The sequence below is a fragment of the Citrobacter sp. H12-3-2 genome, from assembly GCF_009649895.1.
In the GTDB taxonomy this organism is placed as follows: domain Bacteria; phylum Pseudomonadota; class Gammaproteobacteria; order Enterobacterales; family Enterobacteriaceae; genus Citrobacter; species Citrobacter portucalensis.
On sequence record NZ_CP045837.1, the window covers coordinates 154,824 to 180,763 of the forward strand.

Genomic DNA, 25,940 nt, shown 5'->3' on the forward strand with positions numbered 1-25,940 from the left:
ATGGATTTGTTGATAGTCCTGACCTATGTGGCCTTTGCCTGGGCCATCTTTAAAATATTCCGTATTCCGGTAAACCAATGGACGCTTGCTACCGCTGCATTAGGTGGGGTGTTCATTGTTGCGGGATTGATTTTATTAATGAACTATAACCACCCATATACCTTTACGGCGCAAAAAGCGGTTATTTCAATTCCGGTCACTCCGCAAGTCACAGGAATTGTTAGTGAGGTAACGGATAAAAATAATCAGCTAATTAAAAAAGGCGATGTGCTGTTTAAGCTCGATCCGGTACGGTATCAGGCGCGTGTCGACAGGCTGCAGGCTGATCTGGTTACCGCTACGCACAACATCGACAACCTGAAAGCACAGTTGTCGGAAGCGGTCGCCAATACCACCCGTGTATCTGCTGAACGTGACCGTCTGTATAAAGATTATCAACGCTATTTGAAAGGCAGTCAGGCGAAGGTTAACCCGTTCTCTGAAAGCGATATCGATAACGCCCGGCAAAACTATCTGGCACAGGATGCGCTGGTCAAAGGCTCTGTTGCAGAACAGACGCAGATACAGAGCCAATTAGACAGTATGGTCAACGGTGAGCAATCTCAGGTTGCGTCCCTACGTGCCCAGCTTGCCGAGGCTAAATACAATCTTGAACAGACGGTAGTTCGTGCCCCCAGCAACGGTTATGCCACGCAGATTTTAATTCGTCCGGGGACTTACGCAGCAGCATTACCTTTGCGTCCGGTAATGGTGTTTATTCCTGAACAAAAACGGCAAATCGTGGCGCAATTCCGCCAGAACTCGCTGCTGCGCCTTAAGCCGGGCGATGAAGCGGAAGTGGTGTTTAATGCGCTGCCTGGACAGGTTTTCACCGGCAAGCTGACCAGTATTCTTCCGGTCGTTCCGGGCGGTTCTTATCAGGCGCAGGGCGCATTACAGTCCTTAACGGTGGTGCCGGGTACCGATGGCGTGCTGGCCACGATTGAGCTGGATCCGAATGCCGATGTGGATGCGCTGCCGGACGGTATCTATGCTCAGGTTGCAGTCTATTCCGACCATTTCGCCCACGTGTCGGTAATGCGTAAAGTACTGCTGCGCATGACCAGTTGGATGCATTACCTTTATTTGGATCATTGAGACTGCCATCACCTGCCATTTTCAGTGACCTGAGCCATACTAAGCGGTGTCCCACTATCGTTGGGCACCGCTTTTTTGTTGGTAAAAAGGACCCGGCATGAAACTCATTGGCAGCTATACCAGCCCTTTTGTGCGTAAAATTTCTATTCTGTTACTGGAAAAGGGCATCACCTTCGAATTTGTGAATGAACTCCCCTATAACGCGGATAGCGGCGTGGCGCGCTATAACCCGTTAGGTAAAGTACCCGCGTTGGTCACCGATGCGGGCGAGTATTGGTTTGATTCTCCTATCATCGCGGAATATATAGAGCTACTGGATATTGCACCAGCCATGCTGCCGCGTGATCCGCTGGCTGCGCTGAAGGTACGCCAGTTGGAAGCGTTGGCAGACGGCATTATGGATGCCGGTTTAGTTTCGGTGCGCGAACAGGCTCGCCCTGCCGCGCAGCAGTCAGAAACTGAATTGTTACGTCAGCGTGAGAAGATCACCCGTAGTCTGGATGTGCTGGAAGGCTATCTGGCGGATGGTACGCTGAAAACGGATACGGTTAACCTGGCAACCATTGCGATTGCCTGCGCCGTCGGTTATCTCAATTTCCGTCGGGTTGCGCCCGGTTGGTGTGTTGATCGCCCCCGTCTGGTCAAACTGGTGGAAACGCTCTTTCAACGCGAGAGTTTTGCCCGTACAGAACCGCCAAAGGCTTGATGCGTATTATGTCCGCCTGAGCAAAGTCACGGTACAATCCTTCCTATATCGATATCCCTCTCCACGGTGGAGAGGGCCACCAACAGCCAGGCCCTTTCATGACAACCGACATGCGTTCACTCTACAGCCAGCTTCCTGCTATCGATCGTTTATTGCGCGATAGCGCCTTCCCAGCCTTACGTGAATCTCACGGCCATACCCGGGTGGTTGACCTGCTGCGTCACATGCTCGACGAAGCCAGAGAAGCTATTCGCGACACGCACGCGCTCCCGGCATGGTGTGAGGACTGGGCACAAGAAGCCAGCGCCCGGCTGGAACGAGAATCGCAAAGCGCGCTACGCCCGGTGATTAACCTGACCGGAACGGTGCTGCATACCAACCTTGGGCGCGCGTCGCAGGCTGAAGAAGCAATTGAAGCGGTGGTACAGGCGATGCGCACGCCGGTGACGCTGGAATATAGTCTGGATGATGCCGGGCGGGGACATCGGGATCGGGCCCTGGCGGATTTACTCTGCCGTCTGACGGGGGCGGAAGACGCCTGTATCGTCAATAACAATGCGGCAGCTGTTCTGCTGATGCTGGCCGCCACGGCGAACGGCAAAGAGGTGGTTGTGTCTCGCGGCGAGCTGGTGGAAATTGGCGGCGCGTTTCGTATTCCGGACGTCATGTGTCAGGCCGGATGCATTCTACGCGAGGTGGGGACCACCAACCGGACCCATGCGAAAGATTACCGCCAGGCAGTGAATGAAAACACCGGTCTGCTGATGAAAGTGCATACCAGTAATTACAGCATTGAAGGCTTCACAAAGTCGGTGGATGAGGCGGAGCTGGCCGTAATTGGCCAGGAGCTGGATGTACCGGTGGTGGCGGATCTGGGCAGTGGTTCGCTGGTCGATCTCAGCCAGTATGGTTTGCCGCAGGAGCCGATGCCGCAGCAACTGATTGCCGCTGGCGTCAGTCTGGTGAGTTTCTCCGGCGATAAACTGCTGGGCGGGCCGCAGGCTGGGATAATTGTCGGTAAAAAAGAGATGATCGCTCGTTTGCAGAGCCATCCGCTGAAACGCGCATTACGGGCAGATAAAATGACACTGGCTGCGCTGGAAGCTACGCTACGGCTCTATCTGCACCCGGAAGCACTGGCGGAGAAGTTGCCCACATTGCGCCAGCTCACCCGCTCACAAGAAGCGATCCACGCGCAGGCACAGCAATTACAGGCACAGCTTGCAGAGCATTACGGTGATGAGTTCGCCCTGAATGTGATGCCTTGCCTGTCGCAGATTGGCAGCGGCTCACTACCTGTTGATAGGCTGCCCAGCGCGGCGCTAACCTTTACCCCACATGACGGGCGCGGGAGCCGCCTTGAAGCGTTGGCAGCCCGTTGGCGTACGCTGCCCGTGCCGGTTATTGGGCGAATTTATGATGGCCGCTTATGGCTGGATCTGCGCTGCCTTGAAGACGAGACCCGGTTTATGGAGATGATGCTGAAATGATTATTGCAACCGCCGGACACGTTGACCACGGAAAAACAACGTTATTACAGGCGATTACCGGTGTGAATGCCGACCGTCTGCCGGAAGAAAAAAAGCGCGGCATGACCATCGATCTCGGCTATGCCTACTGGCCGCAGCCGGATGGGCGGGTGCTGGGGTTTATCGACGTTCCTGGACACGAAAAGTTTCTGTCCAACATGTTGGCGGGGGTCGGCGGCATCGATCACGCGTTACTGGTGGTGGCGTGTGATGATGGCGTAATGGCGCAAACCCGTGAGCATTTGCAAATTCTGCAGCTGACGGGCAATCCGCAGATCACCGTGGCACTCACGAAAGCCGACCGCGTAGACGAAGCAAGAATTGAAGAGGTGCGTGCGGAGATTCAGGCCACGCTGGGGAATTATGGTTTCGCGGAGTCGGTGCTTTTCGTCACTGCGGCCAGTGAAGGCCGTGGCATCGAGGAACTGCGTGACCATTTGTTGCAATTAACGTCGCGCGAGCATGCCCGCGATCACAGCTTCCGCCTGGCGATTGACCGTGCCTTTACGGTCAAAGGCGCAGGGCTGGTGGTGACCGGGACGGCGCTCAGCGGTGAAGTGAATGTCGGTGACACGCTGTGGCTCACGGGCGTCAACAAACCGATGCGCGTACGTAGCCTGCATGCACAAAATCAGGCCACCGACCGCGCGCAAGCGGGACAACGTATTGCGCTGAATATTGCCGGTGATGCGCAAAAAGAAGAACTAAACCGCGGCGACTGGCTGCTTTCCGATGCGCCGCCAGAGGCTTTTACCCGCGTGATTGTTTCTTTAGAACATGCCGCGCCGCTGATGCAGTGGCAACCGTTGCATATTCACCACGCGGCTAGCCATGTTACCGGGCGTATCTCTCTGCTTGAAGGGACACTAGCTGAACTGGTGTTTGATACACCACTCTGGCTTGCCGATAACGACCGTCTGGTGCTGCGTGATATTTCTGCCCGTACAACGCTGGCAGGTGCACGTGTTGTGACGCTTAATCCGCCGCGACGCGGAAAGCGTAAGCCGGAATATTTGCAGTGGCTGTCGGCGCTGGAAAACGCGCAGACTGACGGTGACGCTCTGGCGCTGCACCTGGCGCGTGGGGCGGTGAATATTCCTGACTTTGCCTGGGCGCGTCAGCTCAATGGCAATGGTATGCGTCCGTTGATTGAGCAACATGGATTTATTCAGGCGGGATACAGCCTGTTGAATGCCCCCGTTGCCGCGCGCTGGCAGCGGAAAGTTCTCGATACGCTGGCGACCTACCATGAGCAGCACCGTGATGAACCAGGGCCCGGGCGCGAGCGCCTGCGCCGTATGGCTTTGCCGATGGAAGACGAAGCGCTGGTATTGCTGCTAATTGAAAAGATGCGCGAGAGTGGCGCTATTCATAGCCATCATGGCTGGTTGCATTTGCCGGAACATAAGGCGGGTTTCAGCGATGAGCAGTTGGCAATCTGGCAAAAAGTAGAACCGCTTTTTGGCGATGAGCCGTGGTGGGTGCGCGATTTGGCAAAACAGACGGGAACGGATGAACAGATGATGCGTGTGGCGTTACGACAAGCGGCACAGCAAGGCATCATTACCGCGATCGTGAAAGATCGTTATTACCGTAACGATCGGATTGTGGCCTTTGCCAATATGATCCGCGAACTGGATCAGGAAAGGGGATCGACATGTGCCGCCGATTTTCGCGACAGGCTTAACGTTGGGCGCAAATTGGCTATCCAAATTCTGGAATATTTTGACCGCATTGGTTTTACTCGTCGTCGGGGAAATGATCATTTATTACGCGATGCCTTGCTGTTCCCTGAAAAATAATGAAACAATTAATTCATGGATTAAATGAATTAATACAAAATAGATGTTGATTGAAATAAGCACATTAGATTATGAACCTAATGTGCTTTTTAATTGTAAGTGTTATTAAAATAACAACCACGATCATATTTTGTTGGAAATTTCACTCGTATGCTTCCTACCTCTTTAGAGTAATTAAGGATCGTACAATGGCTGCTTCAACATTTTTTATTCCTTCCGTGAATGTAATCGGCGCTGACGCATTAAAAGACGCAATGAATACAATGGCGGAATATGGTTTTCGCCGTACGCTGATTGTTACGGATGCCATGCTGACGAAATTAGGTATGGCTGGCGATATTCAAAAAGCGCTACAGGAACATGATATTTCCAGCGTAATTTACGATGGTACGCATCCTAACCCCACGACCAGTAACGTTGCCGCTGGCCTGAAAATGCTGAAAGAAAATGACTGTGATAGCGTTATTTCTCTCGGTGGCGGCTCTCCTCATGATTGTGCGAAGGGCATTGCGCTGGTGGCGGCTAATGGTGGCGATATTCGTGACTACGAAGGCGTAGACCGCTCTGCAAAACCGCAACTGCCGATGATCGCCATCAACACCACGGCGGGTACGGCATCTGAAATGACCCGCTTCTGCATCATCACTGATGAAGTACGCCACATTAAAATGGCGATTGTGGATAAGCATGTTACACCGCTGCTGTCCGTCAATGACTCCTCGCTGATGGTCGGTATGCCGAAGTCTCTGACGGCGGCTACCGGTATGGATGCGCTGACTCACGCTATCGAAGCCTATGTTTCTATTGCTGCGACCCCCATTACCGATGCGTGCGCGCTTAAAGCTGTCACCATGATTGCGGAAAACCTGCCGGTCGCCGTGGAAGAGGGCGGCAATGCTCAGGCGCGCGAAGCCATGGCCTATGCGCAGTTCCTCGCAGGCATGGCCTTTAACAATGCCTCTCTTGGCTACGTGCATGCGATGGCGCACCAGCTGGGTGGCTTCTACGATCTGCCACACGGAGTATGTAATGCCGTACTGCTGCCGCACGTACAGGTATTTAATAGCAAAGTTGCTGCCGCCCGCCTGCGCGATTGCGCCTCGGCAATGGGTGTGAACGTTGCTGGTCTGAGCGAAGAGCAAGGGGCAGAAGCCTGCATCGCGGCGATCCGCGAACTGGCGCAGAAAGTGAATATTCCGGCTGGGCTGCGTGAGCTGAACGTGAAAGAAGAAGATTTTGCCGTTCTGGCGACTAATGCCCTGAAAGATGCCTGTGGTTTCACTAACCCGATTCAGGCGACACATGAAGAAATCATGGCGATTTATCGTGCTGCCATGTAATTCGTGATACCTGTCGTAAAGCAGTAAAAGGCTGGCGAATAATTCGCCAGTCCCGTCTACCCTTGTAGTACCCCTACAGCAAGGAGACGGTCATGACCAATAACCCCCCTTCAACGCGTATTTATCCCGGCGAGTATGGTTACCCTCTGAAGTTAAAAGCCCGATACGATAACTTTATCGGCGGTGACTGGGTCGCACCGGTGGACGGTGAGTATTACCAAAACCTGACGCCGGTAACCGGGCAATTACTGTGCGAAGTGGCCTCTTCCGGCAAAAAGGACATCGATTTGGCACTGGATGCCGCGCACAAAGCAAAAGACAAATGGGCGCAGACTTCCGTGCAGGACAGGGCGGCGATTTTGTTCAAAATTGCCGATCGTATGGAGCAAAATCTGGAGCTGCTGGCGACGGCTGAAACCTGGGATAACGGTAAACCCATCCGTGAAACCAGCGCGGCAGATGTGCCGCTGGCGATTGACCATTTCCGCTATTTCGCGTCCTGTATTCGTGCACAGGAAGGGGGAATAAGCGAAGTTGATAGCGATACCGTGGCGTATCACTTCCATGAACCTCTTGGCGTGGTGGGGCAAATTATCCCGTGGAACTTCCCGCTGTTGATGGCCAGTTGGAAGATGGCGCCCGCCCTGGCTGCCGGTAACTGTGTCGTGCTTAAACCTGCGCGCCTGACGCCGCTGTCCGTGTTGTTGCTGATGGAAGTTGTCGGCGATCTGCTCCCGCCTGGCGTGGTGAACGTGGTAAACGGCGCGGGTGGGGAAATCGGTGAGTATCTGGCGACGTCAAAACGCATTGCAAAAGTGGCGTTTACCGGCTCAACGGAAGTTGGGCAGCAGATCATGCAGTACGCCACGCAGAACATTATCCCTGTCACGCTGGAGCTGGGCGGGAAATCCCCCAATATCTTCTTCGCGGACGTGATGGATGAAGAAGATGCGTTCTTTGACAAAGCGCTGGAAGGTTTTGCATTGTTTGCCTTCAACCAGGGCGAAGTATGTACCTGCCCGAGTCGGGCGCTGGTACAAGAATCCATTTACGAACGTTTTATGGAAAGAGCCATTCGTCGGGTGGAAAGTATCCGTAGCGGCAACCCGTTAGACAGCGTGACGCAAATGGGCGCACAGGTGTCGCATGGTCAACTGGAAACCATTCTGAATTACATCGACATTGGTAAAAAAGAAGGGGCAGATGTTCTCACCGGCGGGCGGCGCAAGCAGCTGGATGGCGAGTTAAAAGAGGGGTACTACCTCGAACCGACTATTCTGTTTGGTAAGAACAACATGCGGGTTTTTCAGGAGGAGATCTTCGGACCGGTGCTGGCCGTCACGACCTTCAAAACTATGGAGGAAGCGCTGGAAATCGCTAATGACACCCAATATGGGCTTGGCGCTGGTGTCTGGAGTCGAAACGGAAATCTGGCTTACAAAATGGGGCGTGGGATTCAGGCGGGGCGAGTTTGGACCAACTGTTACCATGCTTACCCGGCACATGCGGCGTTCGGCGGCTACAAGCAGTCGGGTATCGGGCGCGAGACGCATAAGATGATGCTTGAGCATTATCAGCAAACCAAATGCCTGTTAGTGAGCTACTCTGATAAACCACTGGGGCTGTTTTAATTTCACGTCACCTACTGCCCGGTCGCGTTTAGCGTACCGGGCATCAAGTTATGTCCTCAGGTAAGTGGCTGGGATGACAGAACGCAGCCAACAAAGAAGCAGCTCGAAAGACGACGGGTATATATAAACCCATATATCGTTATATAAATAAGATAATTGCATCCAATCTGATCATTCCAATACTATTATCAACTCTATTGTTTAAATCAAATTGCATCCGAATTTCTTAATTTAAATCCCTGAGGCAAATATGTTCCTTAATTATTTTGCATTAGGAGTGCTTATTTTTGTATTCCTGGTCATTTTTTACGGGATTATTATTCTGCATGATATTCCCTATCTAATTGCAAAGAAACGTAACCATCCTCATGCCGACGCAATACATGTTGCGGGTTGGGTTAGTTTGTTTACCTTACATGTTATTTGGCCCTTTTTATGGATCTGGGCAACGCTTTATCGCCCGGAACGCGGGTGGGGCATGCAGAGCGCGGATTCTTCCCTGATCCAGCTTCAGACAAGGGTTGCGGATCTGGAAAAGAAACTGGGTGAGGCCAAGACCTCTCCGGCGGAGTAATATCGATGGATTTACTGATTGTTCTGACCTATGTGGCGTGTGCATGGTCAATATTTAAAATTTTTAAAATTCCTGTAAATAAATGGACAGTTCCTACCGCGGCATTAGGCGGTATATTCATTGTTTGCGGACTTATATTACTGATGAATTATAACCATCCGTATACATTTAAGGCACAAAAAGCGGTAATTTCTATTCCCGTGGTGCCGCAGGTAACGGGTGTAGTGACAGAAGTGACGGATAAGAAGAATACGCTAATCAAAAAAGGCGAGGTTCTGTTTAAGCTTAATCCAGGGCGTTATCAGGCGCGGGTCGATCGCCTGAAGGCTGATATTGTCACCGCACAGCATAAAGAGCAGGCTCTGGTTGCGCAGTTAGACGAAATGAAAGCCAACACGCAGCGGGCAAAGGCCACGCGTGACAAACTGGCAAAAGATTACCAGCGCTATGCGCAGGGGAGTCAGGCGAAAGTGAATCCTTTTTCTGAACGCGATATCGATGCGGCGCGCCAAAACTACCTGGCACAGGAAGCCTCGGTGAAATCCTCCGTTGCAGAACAACAGCAAATTCAGAGCCAGTTGGACAGCCTGGTACTGGGTGAGAATTCGCAAATTGCCAGCCTGAAAGCACAGCTAGCGGAAGCAGAGTTCAACCTGGACCAGACCGTGGTTCGCGCGCCCAGCGATGGTTACGTCACTCAGGTGCTGATGCGCCCAGGAACCTATGCCGCCGCGCTGCCGATGCGTCCGGTCATGGTATTCATCCCGGATCAGAAACGACAAATTATCGCCCAGTTCCGTCAAAACTCGCTGTTGCGACTGGAACCAGGCGATGAAGCTGAAGTGGTGTTTAACGCCCTGCCGGGTAAGGTGTTTAGCGGTAAACTGGCCGCCATTAGTCCGGCAGTACCGGGTGGTACATACCAGTCGAACGGGGCACTGCAATCTTTAAACTCTACGCCTGGTTCGGAAGGGGTAATCGCCACGATTGAGCTGAACGACAATGCGGATGTGAATGCGTTGCCTGATGGGATCTACGCGCAGGTCGCCGTTTACTCTGACCACTTCGAACATGTGTCGGTAATGCGCAAGGTGTTGCTGCGGATGACCAGTTGGGTGCATTACCTGTATCTCGACCACTAAGCGCAGGCTATTTCGCTTACTCAGGCTGTCGTATCGCCTGAGCAAGCTGCTGACGTATCTCCGCGAGCATTGCATCGAGAATATACTGCACTCGCCAGGGCTGGTATTCACGCTTGCGGAAAATCGCCACTAAATCCAGCCACCATTCATGTTGCTCCGAGAAACACGGGACCAGCATCTCGGAACGACAATCTCTTTGCACACTTTCATTTGGCGCAAAAACAATCCCCAAATGATTACGTGCCAGCGCCAGTGCGGATTGTGTATTGTCGCAGATGTAATTTCCCGTCACACGATAGTCGCGCATCTTTTTGTCTTCAGCAGAATTGAATCGCCAAATGTTGGCATCATCAATCATCATAGAATCAATTAGAATACAGGAGTGGTTGACTAATTCATCAGGGCTGCTAATGGGATGCTTTGTGAGATATTCCTGGCTGGCAAAAGCAATAACCGCATATTTAGTGATAAAACTGGCGACCAGTGATTCATCTTTAGGATGAGCATAGGAAAGTAAAATATCACAATCGTCAGGAAAGTCGACGCCTTCATAAAATGCTTTGCGATCCAGGTTATAGGTTTTTAGCACCAGACTGATATCGCCAATATCCATAATTTTTGCAATAACATGTTGCGATAAGTAAGCAATAATTCCGGTTGGTGCATATACCGTTACTTTTCCACGTTTCTCGTGCTTATAATCAGCAATGAAATTATTTAACTGATCATTTCTGTCTAACATGTCATTGATGTAAGGAAGTAACGCTATACCAAACGGCGTGAGGGTCAGTTGTCGGGTGGTGCGGTCAAATACCTTTAGCCCAACTTTTGATTCAAAATCAGCAAGATACTTACTTACATTGGCCTGAGCAATGCCGAGAACAGTAGCGGCATGGCTGATATTTTCACTGGCAGCAATTACCGAAATAATCTTCAGTTCCCGGTGTTTAAGTTGTAATTTATTCATCGCCAAGCCCAATATATATAATTTTATATATATTACTATATAAATATGAATCTTGCACCGATGAAATTGTAAGCATTATTATGCACCCGCTTTGTAGCTTATTTTAAAATGGAATGTTGGCATGTTAATTAAACACAATATTGTGGCGCTGCTCGCCTTTTCTTTTATGGCGAGTGCAACTGCCGCAGAATTTTCTATTGGCGCTGGCGCTGTATATAATGAATCACCTTATCGCGGGTATAATGATAATGTTCACGCAGTACCGCTTGTCAGTTATGAAAGTGAATCATTTTATTTTAGGCAAACAACGCTAGGTTATATTTTGTCTAAGAGTGAAAGTAATGAATTTAGTATTACTGCCTCTTATATGCCGCTTGAGTTTGATCCCGGCGACAATGACGATCACGCGATGAAAACGCTGGATAAGCGTGACGCAACTGCAATGGCGGGTGCCGCGTGGTATCACCATGAAAGATGGGGTAGCGTGAAAGTCTCCGCTGCTGCGGATGTGCTGGACAACAGTAATGGCTGGGTAGGGGAAGTTTCACTGTTCCGTCCAATGCCGATGGGCAAGCTGACGCTGACGCCATCAATTGGCGTGCTCTACTATGACGAAAAATTCAATGAATACTACTACGGCATTTCGGGTAATGAGTCCCGTCGTAGTGGCTTATCAAGCTATTCCCCAGGCGATAGCTGGACACCGTATGTTGGCCTGTCCGCTAAATACGCATTAACCACTAACCTGACGCTGCTGGCAAGCGCCAACTATAGCGCACTGCCGGATGACATTAAAAATAGTCCGATGGTTGATCGTGATGACAGCTTCACCTTTATGTCCGGTCTGACCTGGCGTTTCTGATTCTCACCCGTTTGTCCTCAGGGAGGAGGGCAATCTTTTCATGAGACATTGACGGATGGGGGCTAACCGCCGCCATCCGCCTTATTATTACTGCTCGTTTATCCAGATACGCATTTCGCCTTCACCACGGTTCGCCCAGCTAAACCACGGAATAAACGTCAATGTATGCGCCTGGCGCGAAGCTGGGGAAACATCGTAGTGCCACAACGATTGTTGTGCTGCATCGGCAGTACTTTGCTTCACGCCTTCAGCCTGAATTAACATTTTATGGCTGAACAATCCCTTACCCTCGAATACTCTGAACTCACTCTCTTTTGGCAACCACAGGTTATGCAATTCCTCACCGTTATCGGCCTGCTCCAGGCAATACACCAGCGGTCCACGCTGAATGGCGACCTTACCGGCAACATGACGCACTAATGGATTTCCGTACACCCGACGCACCGGCATTGGCAGGGTCAGACTGAGCGTATCGCCTTCCTGCCAGGTTCGGCTGATGTGCAAATATCCTTTACGAATATCCTGCTCAACTGGCTGACCATTCAGTAAAACCTGCGGTGCGGTGCACCAGTCTGGCAGGCGCAGGGCCAGGGTGTGATATATCGACTGCGGTGATTCGATGGCGATTTTCACCTGCTCATGCCATGGATAATCCCCGCTAATGCGCAGCTTGAGCGAGCCATCCGCCACGGGGACTTCCATGCTATTGCCCACGTACATATTGATATACAGCGCGTCCTGACGTGGTGTGTAGATGTAATGACCAATAGAGGTGAGTACGCGGGCGATATTCGGCGGGCAACAGGCGCAGCCAAACCAGCGCTGACGAACGGGTTTCACGTGGTCATAAATATGATTGAATTTTAATGATTTAGGATGCACTTCCAGCGGGTTCACATAGAAGAAGTGCTTGCCATCGAGCGCCATCCCGCCCAATACGGTGTTATACAGGGCGCGCTCCATCACGTCGGCATACTGGCTGTCGGCCTCCATCTCCAGCATTCTGCGGGCGAACATCATTAGACCGATTGAGGCGCAGCTTTCCGCATACACGGAGTCGTTAGGCAGATCGTAATCGCTGCTAAACGCCTCGCCGCTGCTTTGTGAACCGATCCCGCCGGTAATGTACAACTGACGCTGGGCCATGTTTTTCCACAGACGCAGGCAATCCTGACGCTTGCCTTCGTCCTGACTCAAGCGTGCCAGATGCGCCACGCCGGTCATCAGATAAACAAAACGTACTGCATGGCCGATCGCCGTTTGCTGTTCTGAAATGGGCTGATGAGCCTGGCTATAGGGTTTATCCTTCACCATCCATGCCGGGCCGTAAGTATGCCAGTAAGAGGTTTGGCCGCGCTTTTCGTACTCTTCGTCATAGAAATGGGGTTGCGCGCCGCGCTGTTCCACAAAGTAATTTACCAGCGCCATATAGCGTGGTTGCTGGGTCACTTCGTATAAGCGCATTAACGCCAGCTCAATTTCCGGGTGTCCCGGATAGCCGCGCAGTTGATTCTCTCCAAGCCCGAAAACGTTATCGATGTGGTCCGCCAGACGGCACACTACGTCTAAAAGACGACGTTTTCCCGTCGCCTGAAAGAACGCGACGCCTGCTTCGATCAAATGACCTGCACAGTACAACTCATGACACTCGGCGAGGTTAGTCCAGCGTTCATCCGGGGCTTTCACTGTAAAGTATGTATTGAGATAGCCGTCTTCACACTGCGCAGCGGCCACCAACTCGATGACCTCATCTGCGGTTTTCTCAAGTTCCGCATCAGGTTTCTGGCACAGGGACCAGGCGACTGCCTCCAGCCATTTCGCTACGTCGCTATCCTGAAAAACCATGCCGTAAAATTCGCCATCCTGCAGTCCTGCGGCGATACGAAAGTTCTCTATCGCATGACTTGGTTCCGCCTCTGCAATGCGGTCATTCAGCGCATCCCACTGGTAGGGGATCACTACATCACGGACCAACTGTTGGTATTGTCCGAGGAACGGATCGCTGACGGTGAGCTTATGCAGGTCGACTTCCAGTACGTTCATTTCGTGCTCCTTAAGGCTGTACATGACGCTGACGCAGATCGGTGGCAATGCGCGACATCATCGGATTATTGAGTTTGCAGATGCGGATAGACAGCGCCAACAGCAGGTGGAACAGCGCGGGAAGCAGCGTCTCCATCGCGGTAATTCCTTGCAGCGAACTGGCGGTTTGGTTACCAGCGCCTGGCTGATAGGCGACAAAAATAAATAACAGGCTGATGATCCCCGCGCTTGAGGCCCAGGCCAGCTTGATGAAAAACAGGTTGAAGGCGAAATTCATGCCGGAAGAACGCACGCCGGTTTTCCACTCGCCGTAATCGTCGGCAAAGGCCATCAGCGAGAAGTGCAGAGGCAGCGTAAAGCCCAGAATAATGCCGTTGCCGAGAATAACCGCCAGCCATAATGTTTGATAAGCCGGGCCGGTCGGCAGGAACCACATCATCACTGCCAGGGCTGCCAGCACCAGGTTGGTGTAGTAATAGAGTTTGACGGTATCTATACGGCGGGTCAGCGGGCTGACAACCACTGAACCGATGATGGACGCAAAGGTCACCATGGTGAAAAACAGCGACGTGTAAGCGGTACTGCCTTCCAGCACGTAGGTAATGAAATACATGTACCCGCCGCCACGAATATTGAAGACGTTAATCAGCAGGAAAGACATCACCAGCATTAGCAGCAACTGGTCATTTTTGCGTAGCCCACCAATGTGTTCACGCAGGGTAAATTTCCCCATCATCGCCAGCGGCACACGCTCGCGAACCCAGAAGAAGCAGCACAGGAACATCACCACAGCGATGGCGCACAGGATGCCCACGCCGAACTGATAACCCTGCGCGGCATTGCCCTGACCCAGAATATCCACCATCCACGGCAGACCAACGGAGACAAGGAATCCCGCCACGCCGCACAGCACAAAGCGCCAGGACTGACAGGCGATCACCTCGTTATGGCGGGTCGTCATGGTGTTGATCAGCGCACAATACGGTACGTTGATGGCGGTATAGCCGACAGAGAGCAGTAGATAGGTGCCGAATGCCCAGGCGATTTTTACGCTCATGCTGGCGTCAGGGACGGTAAACGTGAGTACGCCAATGATGCCAATGGGAATTGCCACCCACAGCTGCCATGGGCGAAAACGCCCCCAGCGGCTTTGCGTGCGGTCGGCAAGTATGCCCATTATCGGATCGGAAATGGCATCAAATACACGCAGGGCAATAAACAATGTGCCGACCAGTGCGGGCGTTAACCCGAAGACATCGGTGTAGAAAAATGTCAGGAAGTTCATGATCAGACAGGTAATTACCGTCCCGCCAGCATCGCCTAACCCATAACCTATTTTTTCACGCAGGGATAATTTGTCGTCCTGGGCACGCTGTGCCAAATCAGATGTCGTAATCGGAGCCGAAGTCATAAATAACTCCCGGAGAGGATGTTCAGAAAGTATCCCGCTACGTTGCGGGTTATTTGTTTGTAATTTGCAAAGTACGTTATTTATTCTGCACGAAATGTTTGGGTCAACAAGGGAAGAGAAAAGTATAAAAAGATGACAATTCCGACTTCATTATAAAAATGTGATTTCGATCCAGCGAAAAGCAAGTTTATCGTGAATAATCAATAATAAAGAGCAGTTTAAATAATGCAAGAAGCGGGAATTTGAATATATATGCTCGAATTATCCATGTCTCTTCCGATTAAAGTGCAAAATGGTGGGCTATTTATTTCCCGAGGTGTGGGAAGCCATCCGGCGCGGCAATTGCAATCCTGGGAAATCATCTTTGTCGAAAAAGGGACATTAACGATTCGCGAAGGTCAGACCGTTTTTTGCGTGAATGCTGGAGAAAGTTTGCTGTTATGGCCGCAGCGTTCGCATATTGGTGTGGGACAGTTTCCGGCTGATTTGAAATTTTACTGGCTACACTTTGAGGTGACAGCAGAAAACGATGCTTCACTTACAGAACCGTTGCTTGCGATTCCTCAGCATGCCCGGGTTAGCGAGCCACAATATATTATTTCGCTGTTTCGCCAGTTCTTACGCGAGCAGGAAAATATTCATCGCAGCGTTGCGCTGGAACTGATCCTACTGCTGATTTTGCAGCAAATCTCCGCGGCGGCTAGCGAGCAACCCGCAGATAGCCCCGGTAATGCGCTGGCATGGAAAGCGCAACAAATAATCCACACCCAGTTCCACCTGCCGATTAGTGCCTCAACTCTGGCGAAAGAGCTGCATTGCAATGCGGATTATCTGGGGCGTGTATTCCGTAGCGCTTTCCGGCTGACGCTAACTGAAGCATTGCATCGCCAGCGGGTAAGGGCGGCAGAAAAGCTGTTGATCAGTGACTCGCTGTCGCTTACCGAAGTGGCGATTAAATGTGGATTTAATGATGTGGGTTACTTTCGTAAAATCTTTCGTAAGCATACCAGCCTGACGCCTGCGGCGTGGAAAAGGCGCTACTGCAAAGAGCATATTAATTCGGCGTAAATGAGGATCGCCGGGTGGCGCTATGCTTACCCGGCCTACAAAATTGCAGGCAATCCCCAAAGTCGTTCAGGCACCTGACAGTATTTAACCGTTTCCCCTGTCCGATCAAAGCGTCAGGGGCGGTCTCTCTGGCACTCTGTGGTTTTCACGCAGAGGGAGGGGGCAATGAACGCGTTTATTATGGCGGATGCGGCAAAATGTATTGGGTGTCGTACCTGCGAAGTTGCCTGCGTCGTCGCGCATCAGCAAAATCAGGACTGTGCTTCGGTCTCTTCTTCTGCGTTTATACCGAGGATTTGGGTCATCAAAGACGACGCCTTTACCACGGCGGTCGCCTGCCATCAATGCGAAGACGCTCCCTGTGCGAATGTTTGTCCAACTCACGCCATTCGTCGTGAACATGGGCATATCTTCGTTGAACAGGCACGTTGTATTGGTTGTAAAAGCTGTATGCTGGCCTGCCCGTTTGGGGCAATGAATGTCGTTGCCCGTTCGTCGCGGGTGCAGGCGATAAAATGCGATTTGTGCTGGCATCGCGAGGCGGGACCAGCGTGTGTCGAAGCCTGCCCGACCAGCGCGTTGCAGTGTGTTGATGCCGTCAGTATTCAGCGCCAGCGCCTGCGTTCACAGCCGCTGTGAAGTGAGCCCGACCCGCACTTGGGTCGGGTTTGCGTTAGCCTTCCAGCCAGGCGCGTTCGATCTCTTCAGCCAGAATCTTCACGCCAGCTTCGATTTTCTCCGGCTCTGGCACGTAGTTCATCCGCATGCACTGATGGGTATGCGGCCAGGGTTTATCCAGCCCCGGGAAGAAGTAGTCACCAGGAACCATCAGTACGCCGCGCGCTTTCAGACGCTGATACAACAGTTCGGTGGTGATCGGTAAATCTTTGAACCATAGCCACAGGAAAATCGCGCCTTCAGGTTTATGGATAAGGCAGCGATCTTCAGACAAGTAGCGGCGAATAATCGCAATCGTCTCCTGAACGCGCTGATAGTAAAACGGCTTGATAACCGTTTCGGACAGGCGCAGCAGATCGTTACGTTTAATCATCTCGCACATCATCGCCGGTCCCATTCCGCCAGGTGCAAGGCTGATGATGCCGTTCATATTGGTAATCGCAGTGATGATTTTTTCATTCGCGATAATGATGCCGCAGCGGGAACCTGGCAGACCCAGCTTGGAAAGGCTCATGCACAACACAATGTTGGGGTTCCACAGTGGGCGTGCTTCGCTAAAGATAATGCCAGGGAATGGTACGCCATAGGCGTTATCAATCACCAGCGGGATCCCATGCTGGTTGGCCAGCCGGTCCAGCTTCATCAACTCGTCGTCGGTGATCACGTTGCCTGTCGGGTTAGTGGGGCGCGACACGCAGATCATGCCCGTTTCTTCACCGATGTGCAGGTGTTCAAAATCAACGTGATACTTAAATTGGCCTTCCGGTAGCAGCTCAATGTTCGGACGTGCTGAGACGAAGAGATCTTCTTCCAGCCCGGAATCGGCATAGCCAATGTATTCCGGGGCTAACGGGAATAACACTTTTTGCGTTGTTCCGTCAGCGCGGCGTCCGGCGAACAAATTGAATAAGTAGAAAAACGCGCTCTGACTGCCATTTGTCAGTGCAATATTTTGTGGCTCGATATCCCAACCCTGCTTCTCACGTAGCAGTTTCGCCAGTTCAGACAGTAGCTCGGTTTTCCCTTGCGGACCGTCATAATTGCAAAGCGCATCAGTGGCTTTGCCGTTTGCCAGCATATCTGTCAGCAGAGACTGGAAGTAATTTTGCATCTCTGGAATTTGCGCCGGATTACCACCGCCGAGCATGATGGCGCCTGGGGTGCGTAAACCGTCGTTGAGGTCCTCCATCAGGCGGGTGATGCCTGAATGGCGGGTAAATTTGTCGCCAAAAAGTGAGAATGTCATAGCAGGGGGTCTGTCGAACTGAGTAGTAAAGTGGCTAACCATAGCGCTACCTATGGCAGGGTGCAAATCAGGGGGAACGAGCTGGATTGATGTTTTGTGCTGCAGATGTTTGCCTGGCTGGTTTTTTATTTTGTGTTGGGCTTCCCGCTGTATGCACAGCGGGAAGCCTGTTGGGATCAGGGCTGACCGGCCCACACCACCATCACCTTATCGTCGCCATGCTCGCGGATAAATCCGTATCCCTGCTTCAATGTCAGCGTGGTCTGTTTACCAGCACCGATGGCGGGATGTCTGGCCCGGAACTGACTGATGCGCTGCCAGTGAGCGACGCTGGCGGCAGATTTCCCGGCCACATCCTGCCAATTCATTTCTGAGCGCGTACCCTGCAATGGGTCTGAACCTGTTGGTCCAAAGGGCCGGGCCGACTCGTCTCCGTAAAAGAGTTGTACCGCGCCTGGCGCCAGCAGCAATAGCTCGGCGGCTTTGTCTCCACCTTCGCGGAACAGACGCGTATCGTGCGAGGAAAGATAGCTCAGAACGTTGAAATCCTGCAATTTCTCAGCCATCTGTTGCCAGGTGACATCCATATTTGCCAGACAATCGACGGCCTTTGCCGCCTGCTCCTGATAGTCGAAATTGATCATCGCATCAAAGCCGTGACGGTAATAGTCGCTTTGCATCACGCCGTGACCCCAGGCCTCGCCGGTCATCCAGAAAGGTTTGTCATCAAGCGCTTTATCCGGGTTCGCTTTCTTCCATTCAACCAGCGCCGCGCTGGCCTGTGTTTTTAACTGCTGCCAGGCGGGAAGTTCGACGTGTTTGGCGGTATCGACCCGAAACCCGTCAATCCCGTAATCACGCACCCACTGGCTGAGCCAGTGGGTCAGATAATCGCGGGGCGTATAACCAGCAATAGCTTTAGCGTGCGTATCCGGTTTGTGTTGATAAAAGTTTGGCAGCCCGGAAGGCGTGGTGGATTCGGTTTTCAGATCGGGCAGGAAAGCCAGCGACATGGTCAGGTCGTCAAAACCCGGATTGTCGTAATCGCCAATATCGGTGCGGATCCAGTTTTTCCCCCACCATTTTTCCCAGCCTGCTTTATCGCTGAAGTTGATGTAATCATTAAAGCTGTGCCAGCTTTGCCCGGCGGCTGGCTTCCAGTCCGTCCAGCGTTCACCGAGCGTGTTTTTCAGTTCATCGCCCGACAAGTACAGGGCCCCAAACTGATACTCCTGCATATCCGCCAGCGTGGCGTAGCCGGTATGATTCATGACGACATCAAACAGGATGCGAATGCCGCGCTGGTGAGCGCCGTCAACCAGCGCACGCAGGTCAGCTTCATTACCCATATTCGCATCGAGCGTGGTCCAGTCCTGAGTGTAATAGCCGTGGTAAGCATAATGGGGGAAATCGCCTTTGGTGCCACCGCCGACCCAGCCGTGGATTTGCTCAAACGGCGCGCTGATCCATAACGCATTGACGCCCAGTTGTTGCAGATAGTCGAGTTTGCTGGCAAGACCGCGTAAATCGCCCCCGTGGAAGGTGCCAATTTCCTGCATGCCATCGCTGCGCCGACCGTAGCTGTGGTCGTTGCTCGGGTCACCATTTACAAAGCGGTCTGTCAGGACGAAATACACCGTAGCGTTATGCCAGTCGAAAGCGGCCGGGGCATCGGTTTCCGCCCGTTCCAGCAGCAACAGTCCGTTACTGGCTGCGGCAGGCTGTAGGGTAATTGTCCCATTTTTTACCGTTGCCGTTTTCTGGCTGTAGAAATCGCGCACCACGGCACCTTCCGGAAAGGTCTGGCTCACATCCAGTGTTAACGGCGAACCATCCCATTTCGGGCACTGGCGAATCTGGGTCGTGACAGGGTCTGCGGCGCTTTTTACCGAGAGCATCAACGTTGGCGTTCCGGAGCGGGTATCCACTTCCAGTGTGTAATCGCCGTCTTTGAATAAGCGCCACTGCGGCGGGGCGCCTTCACACGGTTTTAGCGACAGCATCTGGTTGAGTTTTATCGCATCAGCAGGCTGCCAGCACTGTTGGTCAAAATTTAGGATTAAAGGACGCGTACCCTTCGTCAACGCTGCATGGCTGACGAATTTACCCGTACCTTCCGCTTCGAAGGTGGGGAGTCCCTGAGAAGTCCATGATGAGGCGATGGCAATGCCGGGCATGAGCGCCAGCGCAACGGCGGCAAGTTTCATAATGCTGTCCTTGGTGCTGCGATTTTCGCCAGTTTGCCAGTGAAATCAGGTCGGAAACTCCTCCTTTGAGTCGATTCCGCCAGGAGGAGAAGTGAGGGTGAGCGATCGCGCGCAAAAAATGAACTCATTTTGCGATAACCTCCACATTTTCTTCGAATTAATAGCACCCTGAACCGTTAATGCGTGACATGGTTTCAGAATTGGACTATTCCTTTGGGTGCTCTTGACGGCTATTTTTGATATGATTTGAGATTCATCTCTCATTTTTGTGAAAAATATAAGGTGTTGGAATGTATAAATCCGACCAGGAGACCTAATGATATTGACTCCCATTCGACGATATGGGGCAATGATTCTTATGTTACTCACCGTTGCATTTTCGGGTGAGGTGCTGGCAAAGACACACACGGCGACAACGAGTCACAAGCCCCAGGTAATCAAGACAAGTAATACACAGGTAAGCAGTAAACAAGAGTATTCTCGCAATAGTGCAAAGAGTAGTTCACTTCCTGATTTGCGAAAATACCCTTCCGGAACACCAAGGAAAAAAGCGTTTCTCCGGACGGTTATGCCTTATATTACCAGTCAAAATGCTGCCATTACGGCGGACCGTAACTGGCTGATTTCAAAACAGTACCAGAACCGCTGGTCACCGACTGAGCGTACGCGTATGAAAGATATCGCGAAGCGCTACAAGGTGAGCTGGTCTGGCAACACGCGTAAAATCCCATGGAATACGCTGCTTGAGCGCGTAGACATTATCCCGACCAGTATGGTGGCAACCATGGCTGCGGCTGAAAGTGGCTGGGGTACGTCGAAGCTGGCGCGTAGCAACAACAATCTGTTTGGCATGAAATGTGGCAAAGGTCGTTGTAACAATGCCCCGGGTAAGGTGAAAGGCTACTCACAGTTTGAATCGGTGAAAGAGTCGGTGAATGCTTACGTCATCAACCTGAACACGCATCCGGCTTACTCTTCATTCCGTAAGTCACGTGCGCAGCTGCGTAAAGCCGATCAGGAAGTCACCGCTACCGCGATGATTCATAAGCTGAAGGGTTATTCTACTAAAGGACAGAGCTACAACAATTATCTGTTCGCAATGTATCAGGATAACCAGCGTTTAATCGCCGCGCATATGTAATTCTGTGTGCCGGATGGCGGCTTCGCCGCATCCGGCAATAATCCTCACAGCAACACTTCGCTGTTCACATCGCGATACTCTTTGGGCGTCGTGTCATACTCTTTCTTAAAGACCGAATAAAAATATTGCAGAGACGGATAGCCGCACATCTGTGAGATTTCGTTGATTGAAAGTGTGGTAGATATCAACAGGCTGCGCGCTTTTTCCAGCTTTTCGGCATGAATCACGGCGTGGATAGTCTCTCCGACCTCTTCTTTAAAACGCTTCTCCAGATTCGAACGAGAAATCCCCACTGAATCCAGCACTTGTTCAACCTTAATACCTTTACAGGCATGGTTGCGGATAAAGTGCATCGCCTGAATCACCGCCGGATCGGTTAATGAACGGTAGTCGGTTGAGCGGCGTTCAATGACGCGCACCGGAGGAACCAGTGTACGTTGCAGCGGCAGCTCTTCATTTGCCAGTAAACGATGTAAGAGCTTAGCGGCCTGATACCCCATTTGCCTGGCTCCCTGAGCCACGGATGAAAGCGCCACCCGTGACAGATAGCGGGTCAGTTCTTCGTTGTCGATCCCAATCACACACAGCTTTTCCGGTACTGGAATATGCAGGTGCTCGCAGACTTGCAGGACGTGTCGTGCCCGCGCGTCGGTAACGGCGATAATACCGGTTTGCGGCGGTAGTGTTTGTAGCCAGTCCGCCAGACGATTTTGCGCGTGCTGCCAGTTTTCCGGTGCGGTTTCCAGCCCCTGATAGACAACGCCGCGGTACTTCTCTTTGGCAACCAGCTGGCAAAACGCATATTCACGTTCCGCGGCCCAGCGTTTGCCGCTTGACGATGGCAGACCATAGAACGCAAAGCGGTTAATCCCTTTTTCTTTCAGGTGCAGGAAAGCGCTTTCTACCAACGCGTGGTTGTCGGTGGCGATGTAATGTACCGGTGGATAATCTTGCTCCAGATGGTAGGAGCCTCCAACGCCGATGATGGGAACTTCAACATCGGCAAGTAATTGCGCAATATCATCATCGTCATAATCAGCAATAACGCCGTCGCCTAACCAGTCTTTAATATTATCGATACGGGCTCGGAAATCTTCCTCAATGAATATATCCCACTCGGATTGCGATGCCTGTAAATATTCACCCACACCTTCTACCACCTGGCGGTCGTAGGCTTTATTGGCATTAAATAGCAGAGTGATGCGGTGACGTTTATCAAACATAAGAACCTGTCCTGGAAAGGTTAACGTGGGCCTGTCGATACTAGCAAAACCGCAGGTACGACTGCTTGATGAAGCGTGACAAAATTCCTGATTGCCTGAGGCTACGCAAAATTTACATACTGGTCGCGGGATGACAATTGTCATTTTTTATCTGCGCATTACGGTTTTTTGTTTAATGACTAACCTTCGATCGCGATCGCTTTTTTATTTCTTTATTTAGCGCGTTTTTTTGGGAGCCAGCGCACGTTTGGGTATTCTCTTAATGGCGGTGTGAAATAACGTAATTGAGCAATAAATCAGGAAATTCCAGTATAGCCATATCGCAGTTTACTTGCCGTATTACCTGATTATGGAGCTTATTATGCCGGCTTATTTTGACCAACTCGATCGTGTTCGTTTCGAAGGCACTCAATCCACCAACCCGCTCGCATTTCGCCATTACAACCCTGACGAAATCGTATTGGGCAAGCGCATGGAAGATCATCTGCGTTTTGCGGCCTGCTACTGGCATACCTTCTGCTGGAACGGGGCGGATATGTTCGGTATGGGCGCTTTCGATCGTCCATGGCAGCAGCCTGGTGAAGCTTTGGCGCTGGCGAAACGCAAAGCGGATGTGGCATTTGAGTTTTTCCACAAGCTGAACGTGCCTTACTACTGCTTCCATGACGTGGATGTTTCGCCGGAAGGCGCGTCTTTGAAAGAGTACAAAAACAACTTTGCGCAGATGGTTGATGTGCTGGCGGCAAAACAGGAACAGAGCGGCGTGAAGCTGCTGTGGGGTACAGCAAACTGCTTCACTAACCCACGCTACGGTGCGGGTGCGGCCACAAACCCAGATCCAGAAGTGTTCAGCTGGGCCGCCACGCAGGTGGTTACGGCCATGGATGCCACGCACAAGTTAGGTGGTGAAAACTACGTTCTGTGGGGCGGCCGTGAAGGTTATGAAACACTGCTGAATACCGATCTGCGTCAGGAACGTGAGCAGATTGGTCGTTTCATGCAATTAGTCGTGGAACACAAACACAAAACCGGTTTCCAGGGCACTTTGCTTATCGAGCCGAAACCGCAGGAACCGACCAAGCACCAGTACGACTACGATGCGGCGACCGTGTACGGATTCCTCAAGCAGTTCGGTCTGGAAAAAGAGATCAAACTGAATATCGAAGCCAACCACGCTACGCTTGCAGGCCATTCGTTCCATCACGAAATCGCCACTGCTATCGCGCTGGGTCTGTTTGGCTCTGTCGATGCCAACCGCGGCGACGCACAGTTGGGCTGGGATACCGACCAGTTCCCGAACAGCGTAGAAGAGAATGCCTTGGTGATGTACGAAATCCTGAAAGCGGGCGGCTTCACTACCGGCGGCCTGAACTTTGATGCCAAAGTACGTCGTCAGAGCACCGATAAATACGATCTGTTCTATGGTCATATTGGCGCGATGGATACCATGGCGCTGTCGCTGAAAATTGCGGCCCGTATGATTGAAGACGGTGGCCTGGATCAGCGTGTGGCTAAACGTTATGCCGGTTGGAATGGTGAGCTGGGCCAGCAAATTCTGAAAGGCCAGATGACGCTGACAGAAATTGCGCAGTACGCTGAACAACACAACCTGGCGCCAGTGCACCAGAGCGGTCATCAGGAATTGCTGGAAAATCTGGTAAACCATTATTTGTTCGACAAATAACGGGTCTCTGAGAACGTCCGTAAGCCCGGTCAGCTAGCGCTACCGGGCCTTTCTTTAAGGAACGATGCCTTATGTATATCGGGATAGATCTTGGCACATCAGGCGTAAAGGCCATTCTGCTCAATGAGCAGGGCGATGTGGTGGCTTCAAAAACGGAGAAACTCACCGTCTCGCGCCCGCACCCGTTATGGTCAGAACAAGACCCTGAGCAGTGGTGGCTGGCAACGGATCGGGCGGTAAAAGCACTGGGTCAGCAGCATTCACTCCGCGAGGTGAAAGCGTTGGGGATTGCCGGGCAGATGCACGGCGCGACGCTACTGGATGAACAACAGAAGGTATTGCGTCCGGCTATCTTATGGAACGACGGTCGCTGTGCTGAAGAGTGCGAGATGCTGGAGAGTCAGGTTCCGCAGTCTCGTGCCATCACCGGCAACCTGATGATGCCTGGCTTTACCGCGCCAAAACTGCTGTGGGTGCAACGCCACGAGCCGGAGATTTTCAACCAGATTGATAAAGTCCTGCTGCCGAAAGATTACCTGCGTTTGCGCATGACCGGTGATTTTGCCAGCGATATGTCTGATGCGGCAGGGACAATGTGGCTGGATGTCGCGAAGCGTGACTGGAGCGATGTCATGCTGGCTGCCTGTAAACTGACTCGCGCACATATGCCTGCGCTCTATGAAGGCAGCGAGATTACCGGAACCTTATTGCCAGACGTCGCTAAAGCCTGGGGAATGCAGGAGGTTGCGGTTGTTGCCGGAGGTGGTGATAACGCGGCGGGCGCGGTTGGCGTAGGCATGATGAATGCCGGTCAGGCGATGCTTTCGCTGGGGACATCCGGCGTCTATTTTGCGGTGAGTGATGGTTTCCTTAGCAAACCGGAAAGTGCGGTTCACAGTTTTTGCCATGCTTTGCCTGAGCGATGGCATCTGATGTCTGTAATGTTAAGTGCGGCATCGTGTCTGGACTGGGCGGCAAAATTAACCGGACTGGCGAGCGTTCCTGCGTTGATTGACGCTGCGCAACAGGCGGATGAACACGCGGAGCCGGTCTGGTTTTTACCTTATTTGTCCGGCGAGCGTACGCCGCATAACAATCCGCAGGCCAAGGGCGTATTTTTCGGTCTGACACATCAGCATGGTCCGGCAGAACTGGCACAGGCGGTGCTGGAAGGTGTGGGTTTTGCGCTGGCTGACGGTATGGACGTGGTACATGCCTGTGGCGTTCAGCCCGCCAGCATTACGCTGATCGGCGGTGGGGCGCGTAGTGAATACTGGCGTCAGATGCTATCTGACATCAGCGGATTGCAGTTGGATTACCGTACCGGCGGTGACGTTGGCCCTGCTCTCGGCGCGGCGCGCCTGGCGCAAGTTGCCATGAATCCGCAAACGTCGTTATCAGAGTTACTGCCTCAGCTTACGCTGGAGCAGGCGCATTATCCTGACGCGGAGCGTCATGCTCGTTATCAACAGCGTCGAGAAACTTTCCGTCGTATCTATCAGCAATTACAACCGCTGATGTCCTGACCACTTTCCCCTCTGGCTAGCAG

Annotated in this window: 20 protein-coding genes; 14 read left to right on the plus strand and 6 right to left on the minus strand. The window is 52.1% G+C overall.

What is annotated here, in order from left to right:
* The 8 genes from GHC22_RS00780 to GHC22_RS00815 all read left to right on the plus strand — a co-directional run bounded on the left by GHC22_RS00780 (position 1) and on the right by GHC22_RS00815 (position 9,861).
* Complete coding sequence (locus GHC22_RS00780; protein ID WP_003827339.1) at positions 1-1,137, plus strand: HlyD family secretion protein; 1,137 nt, start codon at positions 1-3, stop codon at positions 1,135-1,137.
* 97 nt (positions 1,138-1,234) lie between these two features.
* A complete protein-coding gene (locus tag GHC22_RS00785) occupies positions 1,235-1,843 on the plus strand; it encodes a glutathione S-transferase (RefSeq protein ID WP_008786453.1) in 609 nt (202 codons plus the stop codon).
* A gap of 98 nt (positions 1,844-1,941) precedes the next feature.
* On the plus strand, positions 1,942-3,333 hold the full coding sequence (gene selA / locus GHC22_RS00790; RefSeq protein WP_008786452.1) for an L-seryl-tRNA(Sec) selenium transferase: 1,392 nt from the start codon (positions 1,942-1,944) through the stop codon (positions 3,331-3,333).
* Positions 3,330-5,174 (plus strand): selenocysteine-specific translation elongation factor, encoded by a 1,845-nt coding sequence (gene selB / locus GHC22_RS00795; RefSeq protein ID WP_103284579.1) that lies wholly within the window; start codon positions 3,330-3,332, stop codon positions 5,172-5,174. The genes selA and selB overlap by 4 nt, the downstream gene beginning before the upstream one ends.
* Positions 5,175-5,362: 188 nt before the next feature.
* Positions 5,363-6,514 (plus strand): L-threonine dehydrogenase, encoded by a 1,152-nt coding sequence (gene yiaY / locus GHC22_RS00800; RefSeq protein ID WP_008786450.1) that lies wholly within the window; start codon positions 5,363-5,365, stop codon positions 6,512-6,514.
* A gap of 92 nt (positions 6,515-6,606) precedes the next feature.
* Entirely contained in the window at positions 6,607-8,145 is a 1,539-nt protein-coding gene (aldB, locus tag GHC22_RS00805) for an aldehyde dehydrogenase AldB (RefSeq protein WP_048215318.1), read from the plus strand.
* 250 nt (positions 8,146-8,395) lie between these two features.
* Positions 8,396-8,719, plus strand: coding sequence for a DUF3302 domain-containing protein (locus GHC22_RS00810; protein WP_153752043.1), 324 nt, complete (start codon positions 8,396-8,398; stop codon positions 8,717-8,719).
* 5 nt (positions 8,720-8,724) lie between these two features.
* Complete coding sequence (locus tag GHC22_RS00815) at positions 8,725-9,861, plus strand: HlyD family secretion protein (RefSeq protein ID WP_003827345.1); 1,137 nt, start codon at positions 8,725-8,727, stop codon at positions 9,859-9,861.
* Positions 9,862-9,877: 16 nt separating this feature from the next.
* Here the strand turns inward: GHC22_RS00815 and GHC22_RS00820 are convergent, their stop codons facing one another.
* Positions 9,878-10,828, minus strand: coding sequence for a LysR family transcriptional regulator (locus GHC22_RS00820; protein ID WP_137376952.1), 951 nt, complete (start codon positions 10,826-10,828; stop codon positions 9,878-9,880).
* 121 nt (positions 10,829-10,949) lie between these two features.
* On the opposite strand from GHC22_RS00820, the gene GHC22_RS00825 reads away from it, so the two are divergent.
* Positions 10,950-11,690 (plus strand): MipA/OmpV family protein, encoded by a 741-nt coding sequence (locus GHC22_RS00825; protein WP_032945338.1) that lies wholly within the window; start codon positions 10,950-10,952, stop codon positions 11,688-11,690.
* Positions 11,691-11,777: 87 nt separating this feature from the next.
* On the opposite strand, the gene GHC22_RS00830 is transcribed toward GHC22_RS00825, so the two are convergent.
* Positions 11,778-13,733, minus strand: coding sequence for a glycoside hydrolase family 127 protein (locus tag GHC22_RS00830; RefSeq protein WP_153752044.1), 1,956 nt, complete (start codon positions 13,731-13,733; stop codon positions 11,778-11,780).
* Between the two features lie 10 nt (positions 13,734-13,743).
* The gene (locus GHC22_RS00835; protein WP_008786444.1) at positions 13,744-15,144 is read right to left on the minus strand and encodes an MFS transporter; all 1,401 of its coding nucleotides are present in this window, start codon (positions 15,142-15,144) and stop codon (positions 13,744-13,746) included.
* 252 nt (positions 15,145-15,396) lie between these two features.
* Here GHC22_RS00835 and GHC22_RS00840 point away from each other — a divergent pair, with 252 nt between their 5' ends.
* Entirely contained in the window at positions 15,397-16,212 is an 816-nt protein-coding gene (locus GHC22_RS00840; protein ID WP_003827350.1) for a helix-turn-helix domain-containing protein, read from the plus strand.
* Positions 16,213-16,377: 165 nt separating this feature from the next.
* Positions 16,378-16,851, plus strand: coding sequence for a 4Fe-4S dicluster domain-containing protein (locus GHC22_RS00845; protein ID WP_153752045.1), 474 nt, complete (start codon positions 16,378-16,380; stop codon positions 16,849-16,851).
* A gap of 34 nt (positions 16,852-16,885) precedes the next feature.
* Here the strand turns inward: GHC22_RS00845 and avtA are convergent, their stop codons facing one another.
* Together avtA and malS are read right to left on the minus strand one after the other, a co-directional pair.
* Entirely contained in the window at positions 16,886-18,136 is a 1,251-nt protein-coding gene (avtA, locus tag GHC22_RS00850) for a valine--pyruvate transaminase (RefSeq protein WP_003837697.1), read from the minus strand.
* A gap of 176 nt (positions 18,137-18,312) precedes the next feature.
* The gene (gene malS, locus GHC22_RS00855; RefSeq protein WP_048236993.1) at positions 18,313-20,343 is read right to left on the minus strand and encodes an alpha-amylase; all 2,031 of its coding nucleotides are present in this window, start codon (positions 20,341-20,343) and stop codon (positions 18,313-18,315) included.
* A 316-nt stretch (positions 20,344-20,659) separates the two neighbouring features.
* Here malS and GHC22_RS00860 point away from each other — a divergent pair, with 316 nt between their 5' ends.
* Positions 20,660-21,484 (plus strand): protein bax, encoded by an 825-nt coding sequence (locus tag GHC22_RS00860; protein ID WP_008786441.1) that lies wholly within the window; start codon positions 20,660-20,662, stop codon positions 21,482-21,484.
* 44 nt (positions 21,485-21,528) lie between these two features.
* On the opposite strand, the gene xylR is transcribed toward GHC22_RS00860, so the two are convergent.
* The gene (xylR, locus tag GHC22_RS00865; protein WP_008786439.1) at positions 21,529-22,707 is read right to left on the minus strand and encodes a D-xylose utilization transcriptional activator XylR; all 1,179 of its coding nucleotides are present in this window, start codon (positions 22,705-22,707) and stop codon (positions 21,529-21,531) included.
* Between the two features lie 361 nt (positions 22,708-23,068).
* Between xylR and xylA the strand changes: the two genes are divergently transcribed.
* Together xylA and xylB are read left to right on the plus strand one after the other, a co-directional pair.
* Positions 23,069-24,391, plus strand: coding sequence for a xylose isomerase (gene xylA, locus GHC22_RS00870; protein WP_003024252.1), 1,323 nt, complete (start codon positions 23,069-23,071; stop codon positions 24,389-24,391).
* A 71-nt stretch (positions 24,392-24,462) separates the two neighbouring features.
* Positions 24,463-25,917, plus strand: coding sequence for a xylulokinase (gene xylB / locus GHC22_RS00875; protein ID WP_079934334.1), 1,455 nt, complete (start codon positions 24,463-24,465; stop codon positions 25,915-25,917).
* Positions 25,918-25,940: the final 23 nt, after the last annotated feature.